This window comes from Streptomyces scabiei 87.22 (assembly GCF_000091305.1).
Lineage (GTDB): Bacteria > Actinomycetota > Actinomycetes > Streptomycetales > Streptomycetaceae > Streptomyces > Streptomyces scabiei.
In genome coordinates this window covers 7,068,109-7,088,576 of record NC_013929.1, presented here as the reverse complement: position 1 = coordinate 7,088,576, position 20,468 = coordinate 7,068,109, and the positions used below count along the sequence as shown (strand labels likewise).

General features: G+C 70.5%; 17 protein-coding genes. 10 read left to right on the top strand and 7 right to left on the bottom strand.

The genetic code is table 11. From position 1 onward, the window contains the following. Nucleotides 1-206: 206 nt before the first annotated feature. From SCAB_RS30520 to SCAB_RS30510, 3 genes are all read right to left on the bottom strand, one after another. A complete protein-coding gene (locus SCAB_RS30520) occupies nucleotides 207-1,217 on the bottom strand; it encodes a substrate-binding domain-containing protein (protein ID WP_037725163.1) in 1,011 nt (336 codons plus the stop codon). 140 nt (nucleotides 1,218-1,357) lie between these two features. Then, nucleotides 1,358-2,404 (bottom strand): LacI family DNA-binding transcriptional regulator, encoded by a 1,047-nt coding sequence (locus tag SCAB_RS30515; RefSeq protein WP_013003961.1) that lies wholly within the window; start codon nucleotides 2,402-2,404, stop codon nucleotides 1,358-1,360. Between the two features lie 425 nt (nucleotides 2,405-2,829). Beyond that, nucleotides 2,830-3,732 (bottom strand): SCO2400 family protein, encoded by a 903-nt coding sequence (locus tag SCAB_RS30510; RefSeq protein ID WP_041669841.1) that lies wholly within the window; start codon nucleotides 3,730-3,732, stop codon nucleotides 2,830-2,832. Nucleotides 3,733-3,995: 263 nt separating this feature from the next. Here SCAB_RS30510 and SCAB_RS30505 point away from each other — a divergent pair, with 263 nt between their 5' ends. The 8 genes from SCAB_RS30505 to SCAB_RS30470 all read left to right on the top strand — a co-directional run bounded on the left by SCAB_RS30505 (nucleotide 3,996) and on the right by SCAB_RS30470 (nucleotide 14,369). Continuing rightward, nucleotides 3,996-5,153 (top strand): mandelate racemase/muconate lactonizing enzyme family protein, encoded by a 1,158-nt coding sequence (locus SCAB_RS30505; protein ID WP_041669839.1) that lies wholly within the window; start codon nucleotides 3,996-3,998, stop codon nucleotides 5,151-5,153. Continuing rightward, nucleotides 5,150-6,190: a zinc-dependent alcohol dehydrogenase gene (locus SCAB_RS30500; protein WP_013003958.1), complete on the top strand. Its 1,041-nt coding sequence runs from the start codon at nucleotides 5,150-5,152 to the stop codon at nucleotides 6,188-6,190. Before SCAB_RS30505 ends, SCAB_RS30500 begins: the two co-directional genes overlap by 4 nt. A 133-nt stretch (nucleotides 6,191-6,323) precedes the next feature. Next, a complete protein-coding gene (locus tag SCAB_RS30495) occupies nucleotides 6,324-7,292 on the top strand; it encodes a hypothetical protein (RefSeq protein ID WP_037725158.1) in 969 nt (322 codons plus the stop codon). 136 nt (nucleotides 7,293-7,428) lie between these two features. After that, nucleotides 7,429-8,541 carry a multiple monosaccharide ABC transporter substrate-binding protein gene (chvE, locus tag SCAB_RS30490; RefSeq protein WP_349239019.1) on the top strand — a complete coding sequence of 371 codons (1,113 nt, stop codon included), beginning with the start codon at nucleotides 7,429-7,431 and terminating at the stop codon, nucleotides 8,539-8,541. Nucleotides 8,542-8,584: 43 nt separating this feature from the next. Continuing rightward, on the top strand, nucleotides 8,585-10,135 hold the full coding sequence (mmsA, locus tag SCAB_RS30485) for a multiple monosaccharide ABC transporter ATP-binding protein (RefSeq protein ID WP_013003955.1): 1,551 nt from the start codon (nucleotides 8,585-8,587) through the stop codon (nucleotides 10,133-10,135). Beyond that, on the top strand, nucleotides 10,132-11,373 hold the full coding sequence (mmsB, locus tag SCAB_RS30480; RefSeq protein ID WP_013003954.1) for a multiple monosaccharide ABC transporter permease: 1,242 nt from the start codon (nucleotides 10,132-10,134) through the stop codon (nucleotides 11,371-11,373). Before mmsA ends, mmsB begins: the two co-directional genes overlap by 4 nt. 70 nt (nucleotides 11,374-11,443) lie before the next feature. Next, nucleotides 11,444-12,487: an aldose epimerase family protein gene (locus tag SCAB_RS30475; protein ID WP_013003953.1), complete on the top strand. Its 1,044-nt coding sequence runs from the start codon at nucleotides 11,444-11,446 to the stop codon at nucleotides 12,485-12,487. A gap of 193 nt (nucleotides 12,488-12,680) precedes the next feature. Next, nucleotides 12,681-14,369 (top strand): pyridoxal phosphate-dependent aminotransferase, encoded by a 1,689-nt coding sequence (locus tag SCAB_RS30470; RefSeq protein WP_013003952.1) that lies wholly within the window; start codon nucleotides 12,681-12,683, stop codon nucleotides 14,367-14,369. Nucleotides 14,370-14,477: 108 nt separating this feature from the next. Here SCAB_RS30470 and SCAB_RS30465 read toward each other — a convergent pair whose 3' ends face one another. After that, a complete protein-coding gene (locus SCAB_RS30465; protein WP_013003951.1) occupies nucleotides 14,478-15,332 on the bottom strand; it encodes a calcium-binding protein in 855 nt (284 codons plus the stop codon). A gap of 405 nt (nucleotides 15,333-15,737) precedes the next feature. Here SCAB_RS30465 and SCAB_RS30460 point away from each other — a divergent pair, with 405 nt between their 5' ends. Further along, entirely contained in the window at nucleotides 15,738-17,000 is a 1,263-nt protein-coding gene (locus SCAB_RS30460) for an ABC transporter substrate-binding protein (RefSeq protein WP_013003950.1), read from the top strand. A gap of 16 nt (nucleotides 17,001-17,016) precedes the next feature. Here SCAB_RS30460 and SCAB_RS46040 read toward each other — a convergent pair whose 3' ends face one another. After that, complete coding sequence (locus tag SCAB_RS46040) at nucleotides 17,017-17,397, bottom strand: hypothetical protein (protein WP_063775681.1); 381 nt, start codon at nucleotides 17,395-17,397, stop codon at nucleotides 17,017-17,019. Nucleotides 17,398-17,745: 348 nt separating this feature from the next. On the opposite strand from SCAB_RS46040, the gene SCAB_RS30450 reads away from it, so the two are divergent. Next, complete coding sequence (locus SCAB_RS30450; protein ID WP_013003948.1) at nucleotides 17,746-18,252, top strand: ATP-binding protein; 507 nt, start codon at nucleotides 17,746-17,748, stop codon at nucleotides 18,250-18,252. 4 nt (nucleotides 18,253-18,256) lie between these two features. Here the strand turns inward: SCAB_RS30450 and SCAB_RS30445 are convergent, their stop codons facing one another. Together SCAB_RS30445 and arfA are read right to left on the bottom strand one after the other, a co-directional pair. Beyond that, on the bottom strand, nucleotides 18,257-18,715 hold the full coding sequence (locus SCAB_RS30445; RefSeq protein ID WP_013003947.1) for an RrF2 family transcriptional regulator: 459 nt from the start codon (nucleotides 18,713-18,715) through the stop codon (nucleotides 18,257-18,259). A 71-nt stretch (nucleotides 18,716-18,786) separates the two neighbouring features. Then, nucleotides 18,787-20,301, bottom strand: coding sequence for an arabinosylfuranosidase ArfA (gene arfA / locus SCAB_RS30440; RefSeq protein WP_013003946.1), 1,515 nt, complete (start codon nucleotides 20,299-20,301; stop codon nucleotides 18,787-18,789). Nucleotides 20,302-20,468: the final 167 nt, after the last annotated feature.

The window sequence follows — 20,468 nt, the reverse complement described above, 5'->3', positions numbered from 1 at the left end:
TCTCCGTGGGAGAAGGAGCGGCGTTCGGTGCGTGCTCTCGGCGTGCCGGGCGGAAGACCTCGTACTGGACGTACTTGGGCTTTCGCCCGGTGCGGCGAGAGGGCGTGCCGGGCGTCGCGACGCCGCGGAGAACCGTCAGAAGGGCCCTGAGGGGCCCGGCCGACCGTGATCCCGGTCGGCCGGAGGCTCCCTGCCGGTGGATGCGGTCAGTACTTGCGGGTGGGGAGGGCGTCCTTGGCCTGGTCCTGCATGAAGTCGCTCTCCTTGGTCTTGATCCAGCGATCGACCTTCTCGCCGTTCTTGACCTTCTCCACGACCTCCATCAGCTGGGGGCCGAGCAGCGGGTTGCACTCCACGATGGCGTTGATCTTGCCCTCGGACATGGCGATGAAGCCGTCCTTCACGCCGTCGACCGTGACGATCAGGATGTCCTTGCCGGGCTTCTTGCCGGCCGCCTCGATGGCCTGGATGGCGCCGATGCCCATGTCGTCGTTGTGCGCGAACAGCACGTCGATGTCCGGGTTGGACTGCAGGAAGGCCGCCATGACCTGCTTGCCGCCGGCGCGGGTGAACTCACCGGTCTGGCTGACGACGATCTCCCAGTCGTCCTTGTGCTCGGCGTCCATGACCTCCTTGAAGCCCTTGGCGCGCTCGATCGCGGGGGCGGCACCGGTGGTGCCCTCCAGCTGGGCGATCTTCACCTTGCCCTTGTGGCCGGCCTTCTCCAGGACCTTCTCCAGGATCTTGGCGGCGCGGCGGCCCTCGTCGGTGAAGTCGGAGCCGACCAGGGTGACGAACAGGGACTCGTCGGAGGTCTCGACGGAGCGGTCGGTGAGGACGACCGGGATCTTCTTGGCCTTGGCCTCCTTGAGCACCGCGTCCCAGCCGGTGACGACCACCGGGGAGAAGGCGATGACGTCCACGCCCTGGGTGATGTAGCTGCGGATCGCGGAGATCTGGTTCTCCTGCTTCTGCTGCGCGTCGGAGAACTTGAGGTTGTAACCCGCCTCCTTGGCCGCGGACTTCACCGAGTCCGTGTTGGCGCTGCGCCAGCCGCTCTCCGAGCCGACCTGGGAGAAGCCGAGGGTGATCTTCTTGCTGCCGCCGTCGCCCTTGCCGGTGTCACCGGAGGAGCTGTCCTCCTTGGCGCAGGCCGTCAGACCCGTCGCGGCCACCACGCCGACCGCCGCGGTGAGGAAGTTTCTTCTGTTGAGCATGTCTTCTCCTTTGAAGAGCCGGCCCGGGAAGGACCGTTGGTACTCGTGGTGGACCGGCCGCACTGCGTCCAACCTGTCGATCATTGTTCGAAATGTCGGCCACACGGGTGGATGAAAAGCGTTCGGTTGTTCGGTGCCCGTCAGCCGGGCGGGGGGCCCGCCGAGGGCAGGTACGGGAAGGTGCTGGCCCGTACGACGAGCTGCGGTTCGATGGCGATCCTGGACGGTCCGGCGGGGGGCCGGCCTTCGATCAGGTCGAGCAGCAGGGCGATGCTGCGCCGGCCCACCGTCGTGAAGTCCTGCCGGACGGTGGTCAGGGGCGGGGCGAAGAACTCCGACTCCGGGATGTCGTCGAAGCCGACCACCGCCACGTCCTGGGGCGTGCGTACGCCCGCCTCCCGCAGCGCGCGCAACACCCCCAGTGCCATCTGGTCGTTGGCGACGAAGACGGCGGTCAGACCGCGGCCCACCCAGCCGGCCAGTTCCTGGCCCGCCCGGTAGCCCGACAGCGGGCTCCAGTCCCCGCGCAACGGCTGCGGCGGTTCGATGCCCGCCTCCTCGAGGGTGGCCCGCCAGCCGGCGGTCCGGTCCGCCGACTCCTGCCAGTCCTCGGGTCCGGCGAGGTGCCAGACCTTGCGGTGCCCCGCGGCGAGCAGATGGCCGGTGGCCAGCCGCGCGCCCAGTTCCTGGTCCACGTTGACGCTGGGGACCTCGGAGCCTGAGCCGGTGCCCACGGCCACCACCGGGAAGGGCAGCCGCAGTCCGGCGAGGGCCGCGACCGCCGAGCGCTGCGGGGCCAGAGCGATCACTCCGTCCACGCCGCCGTCGCTGAGGCGGTCGACCGCCTCGGAGAGCGTCTCCATGGTCAGTTCGCGAAGACTGACCGTCGAGACGAGGTACCCCTCGGCCCGAGCCGCCTCCTCCAGCGCGAACAGCGTGCTGGCGGGGCCGTAGAGCGTGGTGTTGGAGGCGACCACGCCCAGGGTCTGGGTGCGCCGGGTCACCAGGGCCCGTGCGGAGGAGTTGCGACGGTAGCCCATCTCCTCGATCGCGCGCTGCACCCTCGTGCGGGTCTCGTCCCGGACGTTGGGGTGGTCCCCCAGCACCCGGGAGACGGTCTGGTGGGAGACACCTGCCTGGCGTGCCACGTCGGCCATGGTGGGCGGCCGGAGCTGCGAGTGGGTCACGGCCGCACCTCCTCGGCGGTCGACGGTGGACTGGTTCTGTGCTGCGGGTGGTTCCGTACTGCGGGTAAGTCCGGTGGCGGCGAAGGTTCCCGCGCCGTGGACGGACCCTGTGCGGCGGGCGGATGGTTCCGCGCCGTCGGCTTCACCTCCGGGTCCCTGAAAAACCCGGGTCGGCCGCCGGTGAGGCGAGTGGGGACGGTGCCGGCAAGACGGTCGTACCTCCTCGGATGCCCTGGGGCGTCGACTGGTGAATGCGGACGTCATTGTGAGCGCTAACAATTCATGGCGGTCAAGAGGGATGCGCCGGGGAAGTCGTCACGGTTGAATAACGCGGCGGCCGCGAGGAGTTGGGCAGAAGGCGGCCGGAGCATGCCGGAGCCCCCGGCGCGGACCACGCGCCGGGGGCTCTGACCTGGCTTTTCTCTCTAGGAGCACCACCACAGGAACTGCTTGCAGGTGGCCGAAGGACTGGGCTGCGGGGCGGGCTCGTCCGCGGTCGGCCCGGCGGTCGGCCCATCGGTCTCCTCGGGGTCCGAGGTCGGTTTCCCGGCCGAAGGGGCGGGGCTCGCCGTGGCTTTGGACGCCGACCTGTCCCCCGGGTCGTCGCCGTCCTCATCGGCGTCCTCGGCCGCGGACTTCTCGGACTCGGAGGCGGACGGGGAGGCCGACTTGTCCGGCTTCTTCCTGTCCTTCGCCGCGTCGGCCGGCCCGGCCCCGGTACCGTCGCCGGACTGTTCGGAGCCGCCCGCCGAAGCCGTCGGGGAGGCGTCGGAGACGTCGTCGACGGAGGCCGCGCGCGGCTCCTTCGGCGGTGCCTCCATGCCGAGTTCGGCGAGGCTCAGTCCGCCGGCGGCGAGCAGCAGCCCGGCCCCGGCGATCAGCACCCGCCGGCGCCGGCGCCGGTGCGCGGCGGCCTTGCGGTCCCGCCGTCCGGCCCGCGCGCCGCGCCCGCGGCCACGCCCCTGGGACCGGCCCCGGCGCGGGCCGTCCTCCGGGGTGCCGTCCGGGGCGTCCTCCGAGGTGTCATCCGGGGCGTCCCCCGCGAGGCCGTGCCCGAACCGGGTTGCCTCGCCGTCGAGTTCGTCCACGTCAGGGGCTGCCTGCGCAACCCGCGATCCGCGGCCCCGGCCACGGGACCGGGCGCGGCGCCCGCCGGGGCCCGCGGGGGTGGTCCCGGGCTCGAAGGAGGTCTCGTGTTCGTCGGCGACCGTGTCGCCCCCGGCGGACAGGGCGTCCGGGTGGGTGCGGCACTCTTCGGCCGACGCGCCGCATCCCGAGCAGGAGAAGGCGCCATTGAGGTGCCGTTGGCACGGGTGGCAGTAATCCATGACGCCGGAAGATTATGTTCCGCGGCGGTGACGTTCCCGGGTGGGCCCGTGAAAGTTGTGTAGGAACCTTGTGGACCAGGCGCGCCGGGCCCGGACGGCCGGGACCGCCCGCCCGCCTCCGGGTCTCCGGCCCCCCGGACGCGCAACCGTTGTGGGTTCACCCCATTGACACCCAGACCGGGTCGTCCTTACTGTCGCGATCAGCATTTCGAACGAGCGACGAAATTTCGAACAGACACAGACCACAGAGGACAGGGAGTACCGTGCGCATCACGGGAATCAGCACGCACGTGGTCGGGACGCCGTGGCGGAACCTGACCTACGTACAGGTGCACACCGACGAGGGGCTCACCGGCGTCGGCGAGACCCGCATGCTGGGCCACACCGACGCGCTGCTCGGCTATCTGCACGAGGCGAAGACCAACCATATTCTCGGGTCGGACCCGTTCGCTGTCGAGGACCTCGTCAAGCGGATGAAGTACGGCGACTACGGCCGGGCCGGCGAGATCGTGATGTCCGGCATCGCCGTCATCGAGATGGCCTGCTGGGACATCAAGGGCAAGGCCCTCGGCGTGCCGGTCTGGCAGCTGCTCGGCGGCAAGGTCACCGACAAGGTCAAGGCGTACGCCAACGGCTGGTACACCACCGAGCGCACGCCCGAGGCGTACCACAAGGCGGCGCAGGGCGTCATGGAGCGCGGCTACAAGGCGCTCAAGATCGACCCCTTCGGCACCGGCCACTTCGAGCTGGACCACGAGCAGAGCCTGTACGCCGTCTCGCTGATCGAGGCCGTGCGCGACGCCATCGGGCCGGACGCCGAGCTGATGCTGGAGATGCACGGCCGGTTCTCGCCCTCCACCGCCGTCCGTCTGGCCAAGGACCTGGCGCCCTTCAAGCCCGCGTGGCTGGAGGAGCCGTGCCCGCCGGAGAACCTGAAGGCGCTGGAGAAGGTCGCCGCCAAGGTGGACATCCCGGTGGCCACGGGTGAGCGCATCCACGACCGGATCGAGTTCCGCGAGCTCTTCGAGAGCCAGGCCGTGGACATCATCCAGCCCGACGTCGGCCACATCGGCGGCATCTGGGAGACGCGCAAGCTGGCGGCCACCGCCGAGACCCACTACACGCTGGTCGCCCCGCACAACGTGGGCGGTCCCGTGCTGACCGCGGCCTCGCTCCAGGTCGGCTTCACCTCCCCGAACTTCAAGATCCTCGAACACTTCAACGACTTCGCGGACGCGGAGATCAAGAAGGTCGTCTCGGGGGCCCCCGAGGTCGTGGACGGCTACTTCCACCTGTCCGACAAGCCCGGCCTCGGCGTCGAGCTCGACGTGGACGCGGCGGCGGAGTTCCCGCAGCAGCAGGCCCGCTTCGACCTGTGGGCCGAGGGCTGGGAGCAGCGCAAGCCCAAGGGCAGCCAGTGACCGGCACGCCCGACGCGGCCGACGCCGGCTCCCCGGCCACCGCCGTCGTCATCGAGGCACCGGGCGAGCACCGGCTGGTGGCGCACGAGCCCCGGCAGCCGGCGGCCGGCGAAGCCCTCGTCCGGGTGCACGCCTCCGGGATCTGCGGCAGCGACCGCGAGGTCTTCCAGGGCAACAGGCCGGAGGGGTACGTCCGTTACCCCCTGACGCCGGGCCACGAGTGGTCCGGTACGGTCACCGCGGTCGGTGACGGTGTCCCTTCAAGTCTTGTCGGCCGCAAGGTCGTGGGCGAGGGCTTCCGGAACTGCCAGGTGTGCGACCGCTGTCACGCGGGCGAGACCACGCTGTGCTCGGCGGGGTACGAGGAGACCGGGTTCACCCAGCCCGGCGCGATGGCCACGACCCTCACCCTGCCGGCCCGTCTGCTGCACGTTCTCCCGGACGACGCGGATCTGTCGGCGGCGGCGCTGCTGGAGCCGGCCGCGTGCATCGCGGCCGCCGCGCTCAAGGCGAACGCCGTCCCGGGCGAGCGGGTGGCCGTGGTGGGCACGGGGACGCTCGGCATGTTCGCCGTTCAGTTCCTGAAGGCGGCGTCCCCGGCCGAGCTGCTCGTCGTGGGCACCCGGCCGGACCGGGCGGAGCTGTCGAAGCGCTTCGGCGCCACGGACTTCCGCACCAAGGACCAGGAGCTGCCCGGCGACTTCGACGTCGTCATCGAGACCGCCGGGTCCGCGGACGCGGCGACCACGGCCGCCGCCCTGCTGCGGCGCGGCGGCCGGCTCGTCCTGACGGGCATCCCGGCGGCGGGCGCGGACGGGCTCGACCCGACCGACCTCGTCGTACGGCAGCTGGAGGTGCACACGGTGTTCGGCGCGGCGCCGGACGCCTGGGCGCACACCGTGCGGGTCTTCGGAGCCGGGCTGCTGGACCCGCTGCCGCTGGTCACGCACGAGCTGCCGCTGGAGCAGTTCCCGCAGGCCATCGAGCTGGTGGGGTCCGGTGACCCGACCGTCGGAAAGGTCCTGCTGCGGCCATGACACACCCCTGAGCCGTGCGCCGGTACGGGGCCACCTGACGACCTCGTACCGGCGCACATCCACGAGTTCTGTGCACCAAGAGCCGCGAACCTTGTCCGAAATATCGAATCCGATGCAGCCAGAAGGACAGCTTGTGACCGACACCACCGCTCCGGCGCCGCGCCGACCCGGCGAGCAGGCCCTCGCCGCGCTCGGGCTGAACGCACCCGCCCTCGACCCCTCCGACGCCTCCCCGCACTCCTTCCCCGGCGGTGGCCGCTGGCGCACCGAGGTGCCCTCCGTCGAGGGGCCCGAGGCGCTCGGCGTGGTCCTCAAGGAGGCCTCGCGGCTCGACGTGCCGATCCACCGGATCAGCCAGGGCAGCGGCGTGTGGATGCTCACCGACGCCGAGATCACCGAGATGGTGGAGGCGACGGCCGAGCGCGACATCGAGCTCTGCCTGTTCACCGGCCCGCGCGGCACCTGGGACATCGGAGCCTCCACCCGCACCGACTCCAAGGGCGCCGGTCTGCGGGCCCGCGGGCACGACGCGGTCGCCGGGTGCGTCGAGGACGCCGTGCGTGCGACCGAGCTGGGCGTGAAGTGCCTGCTGGTCGCCGACGAGGGTGTGCTGTGGACGCTGCACCGGGCGCGGGTGGAGGGGATCATCCCCGCCGACACGACCTTCAAGGTGTCGGCGCTGATCGGCCCGGTCAACCCGACCGCCTACGCCGTCTACGAGAACCTCGGCGGCGACTCGATCAACGTGCCGAGCGACCTGACGCTCGATCACCTCACCGAGATCCGGCGGGTGTCGGGCGCTCCCATGGACATGTACATCGAGGCGCCGGACGACCTCGGCGGCTATGTGAGGATGTACGAGGTCGCCGAGCTGATCCGGCGCGGCGCACCGATCTACCTGAAGTTCGGCCTGTCGAAGGCCCCCGGGATCTACCCCTACGGGCACCACATGCGGGACCTGACCCTGTCCACGGCGAAGGAACGGGTACGGCGCGGCCGGCTGGCCCTGGATCTCCTCGCGCGGCACGGAGCGGACGGTGACATGGCTCCGCTCGGTACCCGTTTGCCCGGAGATCTGAAGCGCTTCGAAAATCCCTCATAACGAAGCGGACAACTGGCTTCACAGAAGAAGACGCAGTCACACAGAATCCCCCACATCTCCTCTGGCTCCTTTCGGCTCATGAAGCGCCGTCCCCGCCAGAACGTACAGAGCCTTCAAGACATCAAGGATGATGATCATGCGCACTCGCCGAGCCGCACTCGCCGCCCTGGCCTCCACCGCCTCCCTCGCCCTGACCCTGACCGCCTGCGGCCAGAACAGCGAGGGTGGCAGCGACGACAAGGGCGGCAGCGCCGAGGGCGGCACGATCGGCATCGCGATGCCGACCAAGTCCTCCGAGCGCTGGATCGCCGACGGCAAGAACGTGGTGACCAACCTCGAGAAGATGGGCTACAAGACCAAGCTGGTCTACGGCGAGGACGACCCGGACCAGCAGGTCGGCCAGATCGAGAACCTGATCACCCAGGGCGTGAAGGCCCTCATCGTCGCCGCCATCGACAACAAGTCGATGAACAACGTGCTGCAGCAGGCCGCCGACGCCGACATCCCGGTCATCTCCTACGACCGTCTGATCCTCGGCACGAAGGACGTGAACTACTACGCCTCCTTCGACAACGAGAAGGTCGGCGAGCTCCAGGGCGGCTACATCGTCGAGAAGCTGGGCCTCAAGGACGGCTCCAAGAAGGGCCCCTTCAACGTCGAGCTGTTCGCCGGCTCCAACGACGACAACAACACCCGCTACTTCTTCCAGGGCGCCATGAACGTCCTGCAGCCCTACATCGACAAGAAGCAGCTCGTCGTCAAGTCCGGCCAGACCGAGCTGAACCAGGTCACCACCCTGCGCTGGGACGGCGGCACCGCCCAGAAGCGCATGGACGACATCCTGACCTCGGCGTACAAGAGCGACCGCGTGGACGCCGTCCTGTCCCCCTACGACGGCATCTCCATCGGCATCATCTCCGCGCTGAAGTCGGACGACTACGGCTCCAAGAGCAAGCCGCTGCCGATCGTCACCGGCCAGGACGCCGAGGTCGCCTCGGTGAAGTCGATCATCGCCGGTGACCAGGCGATGACCGTCTACAAGGACACCCGTGAGCTCGCCAAGGTCGCCTCGAACATGGTCGACTCGCTGCTGAAGGGCAAGAAGCCCGAGGTCAACGACACCAAGACCTACGACAACGGCTCGAAGGTCGTCCCCGCCTACCTGCTGGAGCCGGTCAGCGTCGACAAGTCCAACTACAAGGAGACCGTCGTCGACTCCGGCTACATCAAGGAGAGCGACCTCAACTAGTCAGACGGATTCCCCGACCGACCACTGATTGGAAGGCACGACCATGGCGGGACCCGTCCTGGAAATGCGCTCGATCGTCAAGACCTTTCCCGGCGTCAAAGCGCTGTCGGACGTCACACTGACCGTCCGGCAGGGCGAGGTCCATGCCATCTGCGGCGAGAACGGCGCCGGCAAGTCGACCCTCATGAAGGTCCTCTCCGGCGTCCATCCGCACGGCAGTTACGAGGGCGACATCCTCTTCGAGGGTGCGCCTTGCGAGTTCAAGGACATCAGGGCCAGCGAGCAGCGCGGCATCGTCATCATCCACCAGGAGCTGGCGCTGTCGCCCTACCTCTCCCTCGCGGAGAACATCTTCCTCGGCAACGAGCACGCCAAGGGCGGGTTCATCGACTGGCGGGAGACCCTGCGGCACGGCACCGAGCTGCTGCGCCGGGTCGGGCTCTCCGACCACCCGGACACCCGCGTCGCCGACATCGGCGTGGGCAAGCAGCAGCTCGTGGAGATCGCCAAGGCGCTCTCCAAGAAGGTGAAGCTCCTCATCCTGGACGAGCCGACGGCCGCCCTGAACGACGAGGACAGCGACAAACTCCTCGATCTCATCCTGGAGTTGAAGAAGCAGGGCATCACCTCGATCATCATTTCCCACAAGCTGAACGAGATCCGCAAGGTCGCCGACTCGGTGACGATCATCCGCGACGGCCAGACCATCGAGACCCTCGACGTGAAGGCCCCGGAGACCACCGAGGACCGGATCATCAGCGGCATGGTGGGGCGCGACCTGGAGCACCGCTTCCCGGAGCGCACCCCGCACGAGCCCGAGCTGGGCGCCTCGCCCGCGCTGGAGATCCGCAACTGGACCGTGCACCACCCGATCGACCAGCAGCGCATGGTGGTCGACGACGTGTCCGTCCAGGTGCGGCGCGGTGAGATCGTCGGCATCGCGGGCCTCATGGGCGCGGGCCGGACCGAACTGGCGATGAGCGTCTTCGGCCGCACCTACGGCCGCCACAGCGGCGGCACGGTCCTCAAGGACGGCAAGGAGATCCGTACCCGGACCGTCCCCGAGGCGGTCGGACACGGCATCGCCTACGTCACCGAGGACCGCAAGCACTACGGCCTCAACCTCATCGACACCATCAACCGCAACATCTCGCTCAGCGCGCTGAGCAAGGTCGCCAAGGCCGGCGTGGTGGACGAGCACGAGGAGCGGAAGGTCGCCGAGCGGTTCCGCACGTCGATGAACATCAAGGCGCCGACCGTCTTCGAGCCGGTGGGCAAGCTCTCCGGCGGCAACCAGCAGAAGGTCGTCCTCAGCAAGTGGATCTTCGCGGGTCCCGATGTGCTGATCCTGGACGAGCCGACCCGCGGGATCGACGTGGGTGCCAAGTACGAGATCTACACGGTCATCGACAAGCTGGCGGCCGAGGGCAAGGCGGTCGTCTTCATCTCCTCCGAGCTGCCGGAACTGCTCGGAATGTGCGACCGCATCTACACGATGGCCGCAGGACGGCTGACGGGTGAGTTCTCGCGTGCCGAGGCCACGCAGGAATCGCTGATGCGTCAGATGACGAAGGACAAAGAGGTAACCCGATGAGCACGGACGTGACCGCCAAGAGCCCGGCCCCCGCGCCGGGCAAGAGCGGGACGGCGGCGGGCGGCGGCCTGCTCCAGCTGGTCCTGGACGGCATGCGCCGCAACATGCGGCAGTACGGCATGCTGATCGCCCTCGGCCTGATCGTGGCGCTGTTCGCCGTGTGGACCGACGGCGACCTGCTGCTGCCGCGCAACGTGTCGAACCTGGTGCTGCAGAACAGCTACATCCTGATCCTCGCGATCGGCATGATGCTGGTCATCATCGCCGGCCACATCGACCTGTCCGTGGGCTCGCTGACCGCGTTCATCGGCTCGATGGCCGCCGTGTTCATGGTCGACAACGACATACCGTGGCCGCTGGCGGTGCTGCTGTGTCTGGCCGTGGGCGCCGCGGCGGGCGCGGCCCAGGGCTTCTTCATCGCGTATCTCGGCATACCGTCGTTCATCGTGACCCTGGCGGGCATGCTGGTCTTCCGCGGTCTCACCGAGATCTTCCTCAAGGGCCAGACCCTCGGCCCGTTCCCGGAGGGCCTGCAGAAGGTCGCCAACGGCTTCCTCCCCGAGGTCGGCCCGCAGACCAACTACCACAACCTCACGCTGCTGCTGGGCTTCGCCCTCATCGGATTCGTGGTGCTCCAGGAGTTCCGCGACCGGCGTCGGCAGCAGGAGTTCGCGCTCGACGTGCCGCCGATGAACCTGTTCGTCCTCAAGCTCGTCGCGATCTCCGCGGCCCTGCTCACCGTCACCATGCTGCTCGCCAGCTACAAGGGCGCCCCGATCGTCCTGCTGATCCTCGGCGCGCTGGTCGTCGGCTTCGGCTACGTGATGCGCAACGCGATCATCGGCCGCCACATCTACGCCATCGGCGGCAACCTGCCCGCCGCCAAGCTGTCCGGTGTGAAGGACAAGAAGGTCACCTTCCTGATCTTCCTCAACATGGGCATGCTGGCCGCGCTGGCCGGTCTGGTCTTCGCCGCACGCTTCAACGCGGCGTCCCCGAAGGCGGGCCTCAACTTCGAGCTGGAGGCCATCGCGGCGTCCTTCATCGGCGGCGCGTCGATGAGCGGCGGCGTCGGCACCGTCCTCGGTGCGATCATCGGTGGTCTCGTCCTCGGTGTTCTCAACAACGGGATGAACCTCGTCGGCATCGGCACCGACTGGCAGCAGGTCATCAAGGGCCTCGTCCTGCTGGCGGCCGTCGGATTCGACGTGTGGAACAAGCGCAAGGGCGGCAGCTGACCGCACGGCAAGGGGGCCTCGCCGAACCGGCGGGGCCCCTTTCCCATGGGAGAAAGGCGGGACCTCACCCGTGAAGGAACTCTTCGGCACGCTCTCCGACGGCACCGAGATCCACCGCTGGTCGCTGGAGAACGGCGGCACCCGGCTGAAGGTCCTGTCGTACGGCGGGATCGTGCAGTCCCTGGAGACCCCGGACCGCGACGGCCGGTACGCGAACATCTCCCTGAACCTCGGCACCGTCGAGGAGTACGTCGCAGGGTCGCCCTACTTCGGCGCGCTGATCGGCCGGTACGGCAACCGGATCGGCGCGGGCCGCTTCACGCTGGACGGCGAGACGTACGAACTGCCCGCGAACGACGGCGCGAACAGTCTGCACGGCGGGACGGACGGCTTCGACCGGGCCGTGTGGGACGTCGAGCCGTTCACGGACGGCACCGACGTGGGCCTGCGCCTGACCCGCACGAGCGCCGACGGCGAGATGGGCTACCCCGGCACCCTGGACGTGCGGGTGACCTACACCCTCACCGAGCGGGGCGAGTGGCGGATCGACTACGAGGCCACCACCGACCGGGCCACGGTCGTCAACCTCACGAACCACGTGTACTGGAACCTCGCGGGCGAGGGCAGCGGCTCGGTCCTCGACCACGAGCTGACGATCGCCGCCGCCCGCTACACCCCGGTCGGCCCCGGCCTGATCCCCACCGGCGAACCGGTCCCGGTCGCGGGCACCCCCTTCGACTTCCGTACGGGCAAGGCGGTCGGCGACGACCTCCGCGCGGCCGACCAGCAGCTGCTGCACGCCAAGGGGTTCGACCACAACTGGGTCCTGGACAAGGGGGTCACCGCCGAGCCGGAGTGGGCCGCCACCCTCACGGACCCGGCGTCCGGCCGCACCCTGCGGATCTCGACCACCGAACCGGGGCTGCAGTTCTACTCCGGCAACTTCCTCGACGGCACGCTGGTGGGAGGCTCCGGGAGGATCTACCGGCAGGGCGACGCGCTGTGCCTGGAGACCCAGCACTTCCCCGACTCGCCGAACCAGCCGTCGTACCCCTCCACGGTGCTGCGCCCCGGGGAGACCTACCGCTCCACGACCCTCCACGCCTTCGGCTGACCGCGGTCGCCGGCCGGCCGGCGACCGCGCCACCGCCTTCACAGACGGCTCACATGTTCTTACCGAAATCTCAGCGGTTGAACGGAGCCGTTCCGGCCTCCGTATGTAGGGGCGGCCCGTGCTCCCCCGCACGGGCCGCCCTTAGTCGTCGGGCCCGGCCGTCCCCAACGGGTCCGCCCCCTACGGAGGTTCCATGTCCGACAACGTCACCTCGTTGTTCCGCAGCACCGCGGCGCACAGCCCCTCGATGGCTGCGCTGACGCGTGAGGGCGGCGACGGGGTGGGGCCGGTGGACTTCTGTATCCCGTGCAACCCGTACTTCCCCACGCCCGCGATGTTCGACGACATGGCGAGCAGGCTGCGCGACATCATCACGTACTACCCGAGCAGCGCCGACACCATCACCGCCGAGCTGTGCAATCTGCTCCAACTCCCGCCGCAGTGCGTGGCGATGGGCAACGGTTCGACCGAACTCATCACCTGGCTCGACCATCTGATGGTCCGTGAGTCCCTCGCCGTCCCCGTCCCCACCTTCGGCCGCTGGACCGACCAGCCGATGGAGACCGGCAAGCGGGTCGACATGTTCCCGCTGCAGGAGTCCAGCGGCTTCGCCCTGGACCTCGCGCAGTACGCCGAGTTCATCCGGGCCCGCGGCACCCGGGTCGCCGTCATCTGCAACCCGAACAACCCCGACGGCGGCTTCCTGCACCGGCACGCGCTGGTGCAGTTCATGGACGCGATGGCCGACCTGGACCTGATCGTCATCGACGAGTCGTTCCTGGAGTTCGCCGACGCCGAGTCCGAGCCGTCCACGGTCCAGGACGCGGTCATGCGGCCCAACGTGGTCGTGCTGCGCAGCCTCGGCAAGAACTTCGGCCTGCACGGCATCCGCTTCGGCTATCTGGTCGCCAACCCGGCGCTGGCCGGCAAGGTCCGCTCGATGCTGCCGAAGTGGAACCTCAACTCCTTCGCCGAGCACGTGGTGTTCATGCTGAAGAACCACGGCGCCGAGTACATGGAGAGCCTGCACCAGGTCCGCCGCGACCGGCTGGACATGGCCCGCCAGCTCTCCGCCCTCCCCGGGCTGACGGTCTACCCGTCGCAGGGGAACTTCCTCTTCGTGCGCCTGCCCGTGGGCGCCGAGGGCACCGTGGTCCGCGACCGGCTGCTCACCGAGCACCGGATCCTGGTCCGCGAGTGCGGCAACAAGGTCGGCTCGTCCAGTCGCTTCCTGCGACTCGTGGTCCGGCCCCAGGTCGACGTGCGTCGCCTGGTGTCCGGCCTGGAGTCGGTTCTCTACGGGTCCAGGAGGGGAGCCGCCGTACCCGAGCTGGGCACCGGGACCAGCTACAGCTCGGGTACGGCGGCCGTGGACCGGCTGATGAGCGAGACCAACGGCACGGGCATGCACAACCTCGCCGCGCAGGCCATGAGCATGCCGGCCCCGGCGCCCGCGTCCTCCATGCAGTTCGCCTCCCCCGTGCAGACACCCGCGCCCGCCCCCGCTCCGGCGCCCGTCCCCGTCCCCGCCGCCGCGTCCATGCAGTTCGCGGCACCGGCCCCCGTCCCCGCCCCGGCTCCGGTCGCCCCGATGCAGTTCCCGGCCCCGGCACCCGCTCCGGCGCCGATGCCGATGCCGATGCCGGTCCCCGCTCCGGCACCGATGCCCGCAGCACCGGCCGCCGCCATGCCGGTCCCCGGTCTGCAGCCCGTCGCCCAGACCGGGATGCCCGGCCTCGCGACCGCCGCCCAGAACCGCCGCACCATGGGCGCGGCCCAGGGCCTCACCGCCGCCCAGGTACGCGGCCGCACCCAGCCGGAGCCCCTGGAGGAGCCCCTGGGGTGGCCCGCGGCCGGCGGGGTGTACAACCAGGTGGGGTGAGCCGGACCACCCCCTGACGGACCCCATGGGGCGACGCCCCCGACAGACGCCCAGGCCCTGTCGGGGGCGTCGCCCTGTCCAAGCCTCCCGGCCGGGAGGCGAGGTGCGTCAGTTCTGGTGGAGCCTGTCGCGGCCGGGCCCGCCGGAGAGGGTGTCCCTGCCGCTGCCGCCGTACAGGACGTCGTCGCCGCTGTTGCCGTAGAGCCTGTCGTCGCCGTCCTCGCCGTACAGCCTGTCGTCGCCCTTGCCGCCGTGCAGGGCGTCGGCGCCGGCCCGGCCGCGCAGGACGTCGTCGCCGGAGTCGCCGTACAGGCCGTCGGACTCGGCGCCGCCCGTGAGCGTGTCGTCGTCGGCGCCGCCGTGGCAGGCGTAGGAGCAGTCGCCGAGGACGTCGTCGCCGCGTCCGCCGAAGGAGCCGAGGCCCCACACGCCACCGCCGCCGTCGATCCGGTCGTCGCCGTCCTCGCCCTGCAGCACGACGGACCTGTTGCCGAGCAGGACGTCGTCGCCGGCGCCGCCGTGGATCGTGGCGTACGCGGAGTCGGCGGCGGCGATCGTGACGGTGTCGTTCCCGTCGCCGAGGCCGACGTCGTAGATGTCCGTGTCGTCGGAGTTCATCGGGATCGGGACCGCGCACTCGGCGACGGTGCGGTCGGCCGGCTGCGGGTAGGTGCACTCCTTCGCGGCGAGGGTGATGGCGTACCGGTCGTTGAAGGTCAGCACGTAGTCCGCCTCCCACTCCGTCCGCTCCACGATCTTCGCCGACACCGTCAGCCGGTTCGCCTGGCCGGGCGCGGCCTTGAACCACAACTCGCCCCTGTCGTGCACGAGGGAGGCGGCGGGCGCGGGGGCGGCCAGGGCGGGGGACGCGGTGAGCGGAACGCAGGCCAGGGCGAGCGCGGCGCCGACAGCGACGGCGGGGGCGGTGACGGCTCTGTGCCTGGGCAGTCCACGGGTGGGCATGCGGGGTTCTCCTTCGCTGAACGCCGGAACGAGCACCCGGTACGACCCGGCCCCGAAGCCGGGGGTTGTGGCGCAACACCGCCCCGAGGGCCCTCGGAGGGCGGTTTCATCCGGGATACCTCCGCAGGAGTCCGGGAGTTCACCCGGTGGCCACCGGGCGGGCCGGACCCCGGCCGGCCGGCTGAACGGCGGGGGCGCCGGCCGCGTACCTCCTGTCGGCGGTGGCGCGTCCCGGTCACGTCTCCGGTCGTGCCCCCGGTCACGACGCCACTCCGTCACGCCGTCGGAACCAGAACGCAACGCCCACGGCGCCCCGCACACCCGTGCGCGCCCTACGATCAAGCCCCGTCGCAACTCCGTACCCGCCCGTGCCGGGTGCGGCCGAGAGCTGGAGGTGGGTGGACCGTGCGCCACAACGCCCGGACGATCGTGGCGGTCACGGCCGCGCTGGGGCTGGCGGCCGGACTGTCCGGCTGCGGCAGCGGCGCGGACGCCGAGTCGCGGACGGTCTCCCTGACCGTCGTCGCGACCAACTACGGCGACAGCGTGCGCAAGAACTCCGAGGGCTACTGGGACCGGGTCGCCCTGGCCTTCGGCGCCGCACACCCCGGCATCGACGTGGACGTGCGCGTCTACGGCCCGGACGAGGTCGAGGAGAAGGTCGCCGAGCTCGTCGAGCGGGGTGAGGCGCCCGACATCGTGCAGACGGACAGCTACTCCGAGTACGCCGCGCGGGACCTGCTCTACAGCGCGGACGAGGTGCTGTCGGTCCAGGTCCAGGCCTCCTTCGTCCGCAGCCTCGCGAACGCCGGGGAGATGGACCGGGCGCAGTACGGCCTGCCGTTCACCGCGAGCACCCGCCTGCTCTACTACAACAAGGACCTGTTCGCACGGGCGGGCCTGAAGCCGCCGAAGACCTGGGACCAACTCCAGTCCGCCGCAAGGGCGTTGAAGGCTCAGGGGGTGAAGTACCCGATCGCCGTGCCGCTCGGACCGGAGGAGGCGGAGGCCGAGACGCTGATGTGGCTGCTGGCCGGTGACGGCGGCTACACCGACTCCACGAACCGTTACGACATCGCCTCCCCCGCCAATGTGGCGACGCTGACCTGGCTGAAGGAGAACCTGGTCGGCGAGGGTCTCACCGGCCCGGTCCCGCCCGGCGAGCTGAACCGCGGCGAGGCCGTCGACGCCTTCCTCACCGGTGACGCGGCCATGGTCAACGCCCCGCTGTCGCTGGTGCGTCAGATCGCGGACTCCTCCGACTCCGTGCCCTACGGCGCGGTGCCGCTGCCGAGCCGCGACGGGAAGGAGACCCCCACGATGGGCACGGCAGACTGGGTCGTCGCCTTCCGCAACGACGACCACCGCGCCGCCATCGGGGAGTTCCTCGACTTCCTCTACACCGACAAGTACGTCACCGAGCAGGCCGCCCAGTACGAACTGCTCCCCGTCACCACCTCCGCCGCCGACGCGATGCGCGCGGACAAGACCCACCGGGCCCTGTGGAGCGGCCTGGACACCCTGCAGAACCTCCGCCTCTACCCCGTCGCCGAGACCGACTGGTCCGAGGTCGCCGCGGCCGTCCGGGCACGCATCGGCGGGGCGGTGACCGCGCAGGGGAACCCGCGCAAGGTGCTGGAGTCGATCGCGCGGGTGACGAGGAAGTAGCGGCGGACGGCGGAGGTCAGGGGCCCGTCGGCGTGGAACCGGTGCGGCCGGCGCCGACGGTGCCGGGGCGGTCGGTCAGGTCGGGGCGCGCGTCGGGGCCGGGGCGCTCGGGTCGGTCCGGCGGCGCCAGCAGGTGCGTCGCCATCCCGGCCGCGACCAGGCCCGACGCGAGGAGCAGGCCCTGCGGCAGCACCATGCCCAGGACCAGCATCGCGAGCGAGACGGCCAGGAGGGCCCAGGCACGGCCGCGTCGCCGGCGGTACGCGCGCGGCGGGCGGGGACGTGGGCGGGGACCCTCCGTGTGCGGGCCGTTCCGCGCCGTCCTCTCCCTCGCCGCGATCGGCGGAGCGTGCGGCGGTTCGGTGCCGGGCTGCGGTTCGGTGCCGGGCTGCGTCATGACTCCTCCCTCCGGACCGGTGAGCGGGTGTACCGCCACCGTCACACGCGGCCTCCCGGTGCCACCATCGGGTCCGGCACCCATTTCCGTGCGCACCGGACCCCACGACCGGCCGGCCGGATGGGCAGCGCTACCGATGGACACCGGCGCACCACGCCCCGCCGCCGGGCCCCAGCCGATCGATGAACGCAAACCGATCAGCAGAGGTCGGGCGGAACCGATCACGATTCGATCGAATACACACGGTTTTGACCAGGCACGATGCCCTCTCGATCTCCTGGGTACACATCGAACGAGCACGGCTAGCGTGGGCGGAGTGCGGCAGTTCACGTTTGACGCCCAGCACCCGTGCTCGTACCCATCGAGTCCCATCGAGAGGAGGCGGCCGTGATGCCGGGCGGGGAGACGGACAGCGGTACAGGAACGATCGGCGGCCCGGGCCACGAGGCCCCCGGCCGCGCCCCCGGGACCCTCTTGCTGAAGCGGCACTTCACGGGCGAGAACCTGCCCCAGGTACGCGTCCAGGTGGAGGACACGGCCGCGGCGGCGGGCCTCGGCGGCGTCCGCCTCGGCGAGTTCACCCTCGCGGTCAGCGAGATCGCCACCAACGCGGTCGAGCACGCCGGCGGCCAGGGCCACCTCGAACTCCGCCGCCTCCCCCATGAACTGGAGTGCCGCATCACCGACAGCGGCCCCGGCTTCGTCCCCGCCATCCCCGAACTCCTGCCCGGCCTCACCGGCACCTGCCCCGGGCGCGGCCTCTGGCTCGCCCACCTGGTCACGGACCGCCTGACGGTGCGGACGGCCCGCCGGGGGGCCGGGGCCGAGGTGACCCTGGCGATGCGGCTGGCGTGAGGGGTCAGGGGTTCTCCCAGGCCGCCGGCTCCGCCGCCAGGTTCCTCACCGGCTCGGGAAGGGCGCCGGCCGCGATGTCGGCCACCGTGACGCCCTCCAGGATGCGCCGGACGTTGGCCCGCAGGGCGATCCACAGCGGCAGCAGCGGTTCGGCGGAACCGGTGTAGGTCAGGCCGGTGGGGCGCTCGCCGCGCACCGACACGATCGGGCCGTCGACGGCCCGGATCACGTCGGCGACGGTGATGGCGGCAGGCTCGCGTGCCAGCCGGTACCCGCCGCTGCCGCCCCGTCTGCTGGTGACCAGGCCGCCCCGCCGCAGATCGCCGAGGATGCCCTCCAGGAACTTGTGCGGGATCTCCTGGACGGTCGCGATGACTTCCGCCTTCACCGGCCCGCCGTCCTGCCGTACGGCGACCTCCAGTACCGCGCGTACGGCGTAGTCCGCCCGTGCCGAGATCCTCATGGCCCCATTGTCGACCACACCGCACGTCCGGCCGACCCGCGCCTGTCAGCGGGCAGCCGCCCCTCGGGCTCTCAGCCGAGCCGGATCACGTTCCACGACAGCGGCTCCAGGACCACGCTCAGCACGCCGTCCCGCAGCGAGGCCCCCTCACCCGCGTGCGGCGCGACCCGCTCGGGCTCCGCCTGTGTGTTGCGTGCGTCGGGGTCCGCGTCGGCCAGCACGCTGTGCTCGACGACTCGGCTCAACTCCATCCCGTTCAGGGCGACTTCGAGCGGCAGGGACTCCGACCGGCTGCGGTTGACCGCGAACACGGTCACCGAACCGTCCTCGGCCCGCACCGCCGTGGCGTGCAGCAGGTCCGCCGCGCCGTACTTCTTCGTGTCGTACGTCGGCGAGTCGACCCGGACGTCGAGGACCTCGCCGCGGCCGTACTTCGAGGCCTGGGCGAACGGGAAGAAGGTGGTCTGGCGCCAGGCGGGGCCGCCCGGCTCGGTCAGGATCGGGGCGATCACGTTCACCAGCTGCGCGAGGCAGGCGACGGTGACGCGGTCGGCGTGCCGGAGGAGGGCGATGAGGAGGGAGCCGAAGACGACGGCGTCGGTGACGCTGTAGTTGTCCTCCAGGAGGCGGGGGGCCTCCGCCCAGTCCCGCGCGCCGGAGTCCTCGATCTCGTGCCACTTCGAGATGTACCAGACGTTCCACTCGTCGAAGGAGAGGTTGATCTTCTTCTTCGACTTGAGCTTCGCGCCCACGTGGTCCGCGGTGGCGACCACGTTCTCGATGAAGGACTCCATGTCGACGGCGGAGGCGAGGAAGGAGTCGAGGTCGCCGTCCTCGGGCTGGTAGTAGGCGTGCAGGGAGATGTGGTCGACGAGGTCGTACGTCTCCTCCAGGACCGTCGCCTCCCACGCGGCGAACGTCGGCATGGACTGGCTGGAGGAGCCGCAGGCGACGAGTTCGACGTCCGGGTCGATCTGGCGCATCGCGCGGGCCGTCTCGGCGGCGATCCGGCCGTACTCGGTGGCCGTCTTGTGGCCGGTCTGCCAGGGGCCGTCCATCTCGTTGCCGAGGCACCAGAGCCGGATGCCGAAGGGGTCCTTGTCGCCGTGCGCGACGCGGAGGTCGGACAGGGCGGTTCCGGCGGGGTGGTTGGCGTACTCCTGGAGCTCCAGGGCCTCGGCGACACCGCGGGTGCCGAGGTTGAGGGCCATCATGGGCTCGGCCTGGGGGCCGACCTTCTTCAGGAAGGCGATGTACTCCGAGAGGCCGAAGCGGTTGGTCTCGGTGGAGCGCCAGGCGAGGTCGAGGCGGCGGGGGCGGTCCTCGACGGGACCGACGGAGTCCTCCCACTTGTAGCCGGAGACGAAGTTGCCGCCGGGGTAGCGGATCGTGGTGACGCCCAGCTCCCGGACCAGCTCCAGTACGTCGGTGCGCAGGCCCGCCTCGTCCGCGGTGGGGTGGTCCGGTTCGAAGATGCCGGTGTAGACGCAGCGGCCGAGGTGCTCGACGAAGGAGCCGAAGAGTCGGGGGTCGACCTCGCCGACCTTGAACGCGGGGTCGAGGGTGAAGCGGGCGGTGCGGGTCATTCGGGGCGGCCCCTTCGTTGTTCGGTATTGCGGATGCTGATCGTTGAGCCGAACGGGACGCTATGGTCGATGTCGGGGCGAGTCAATGGGGGGAAGGGCCGGGAGGGGCGCCTCGCCGTCCGCGGGGTGCCGACGGCGGGCGACGCAACCATCGTTGGTCGGAATTC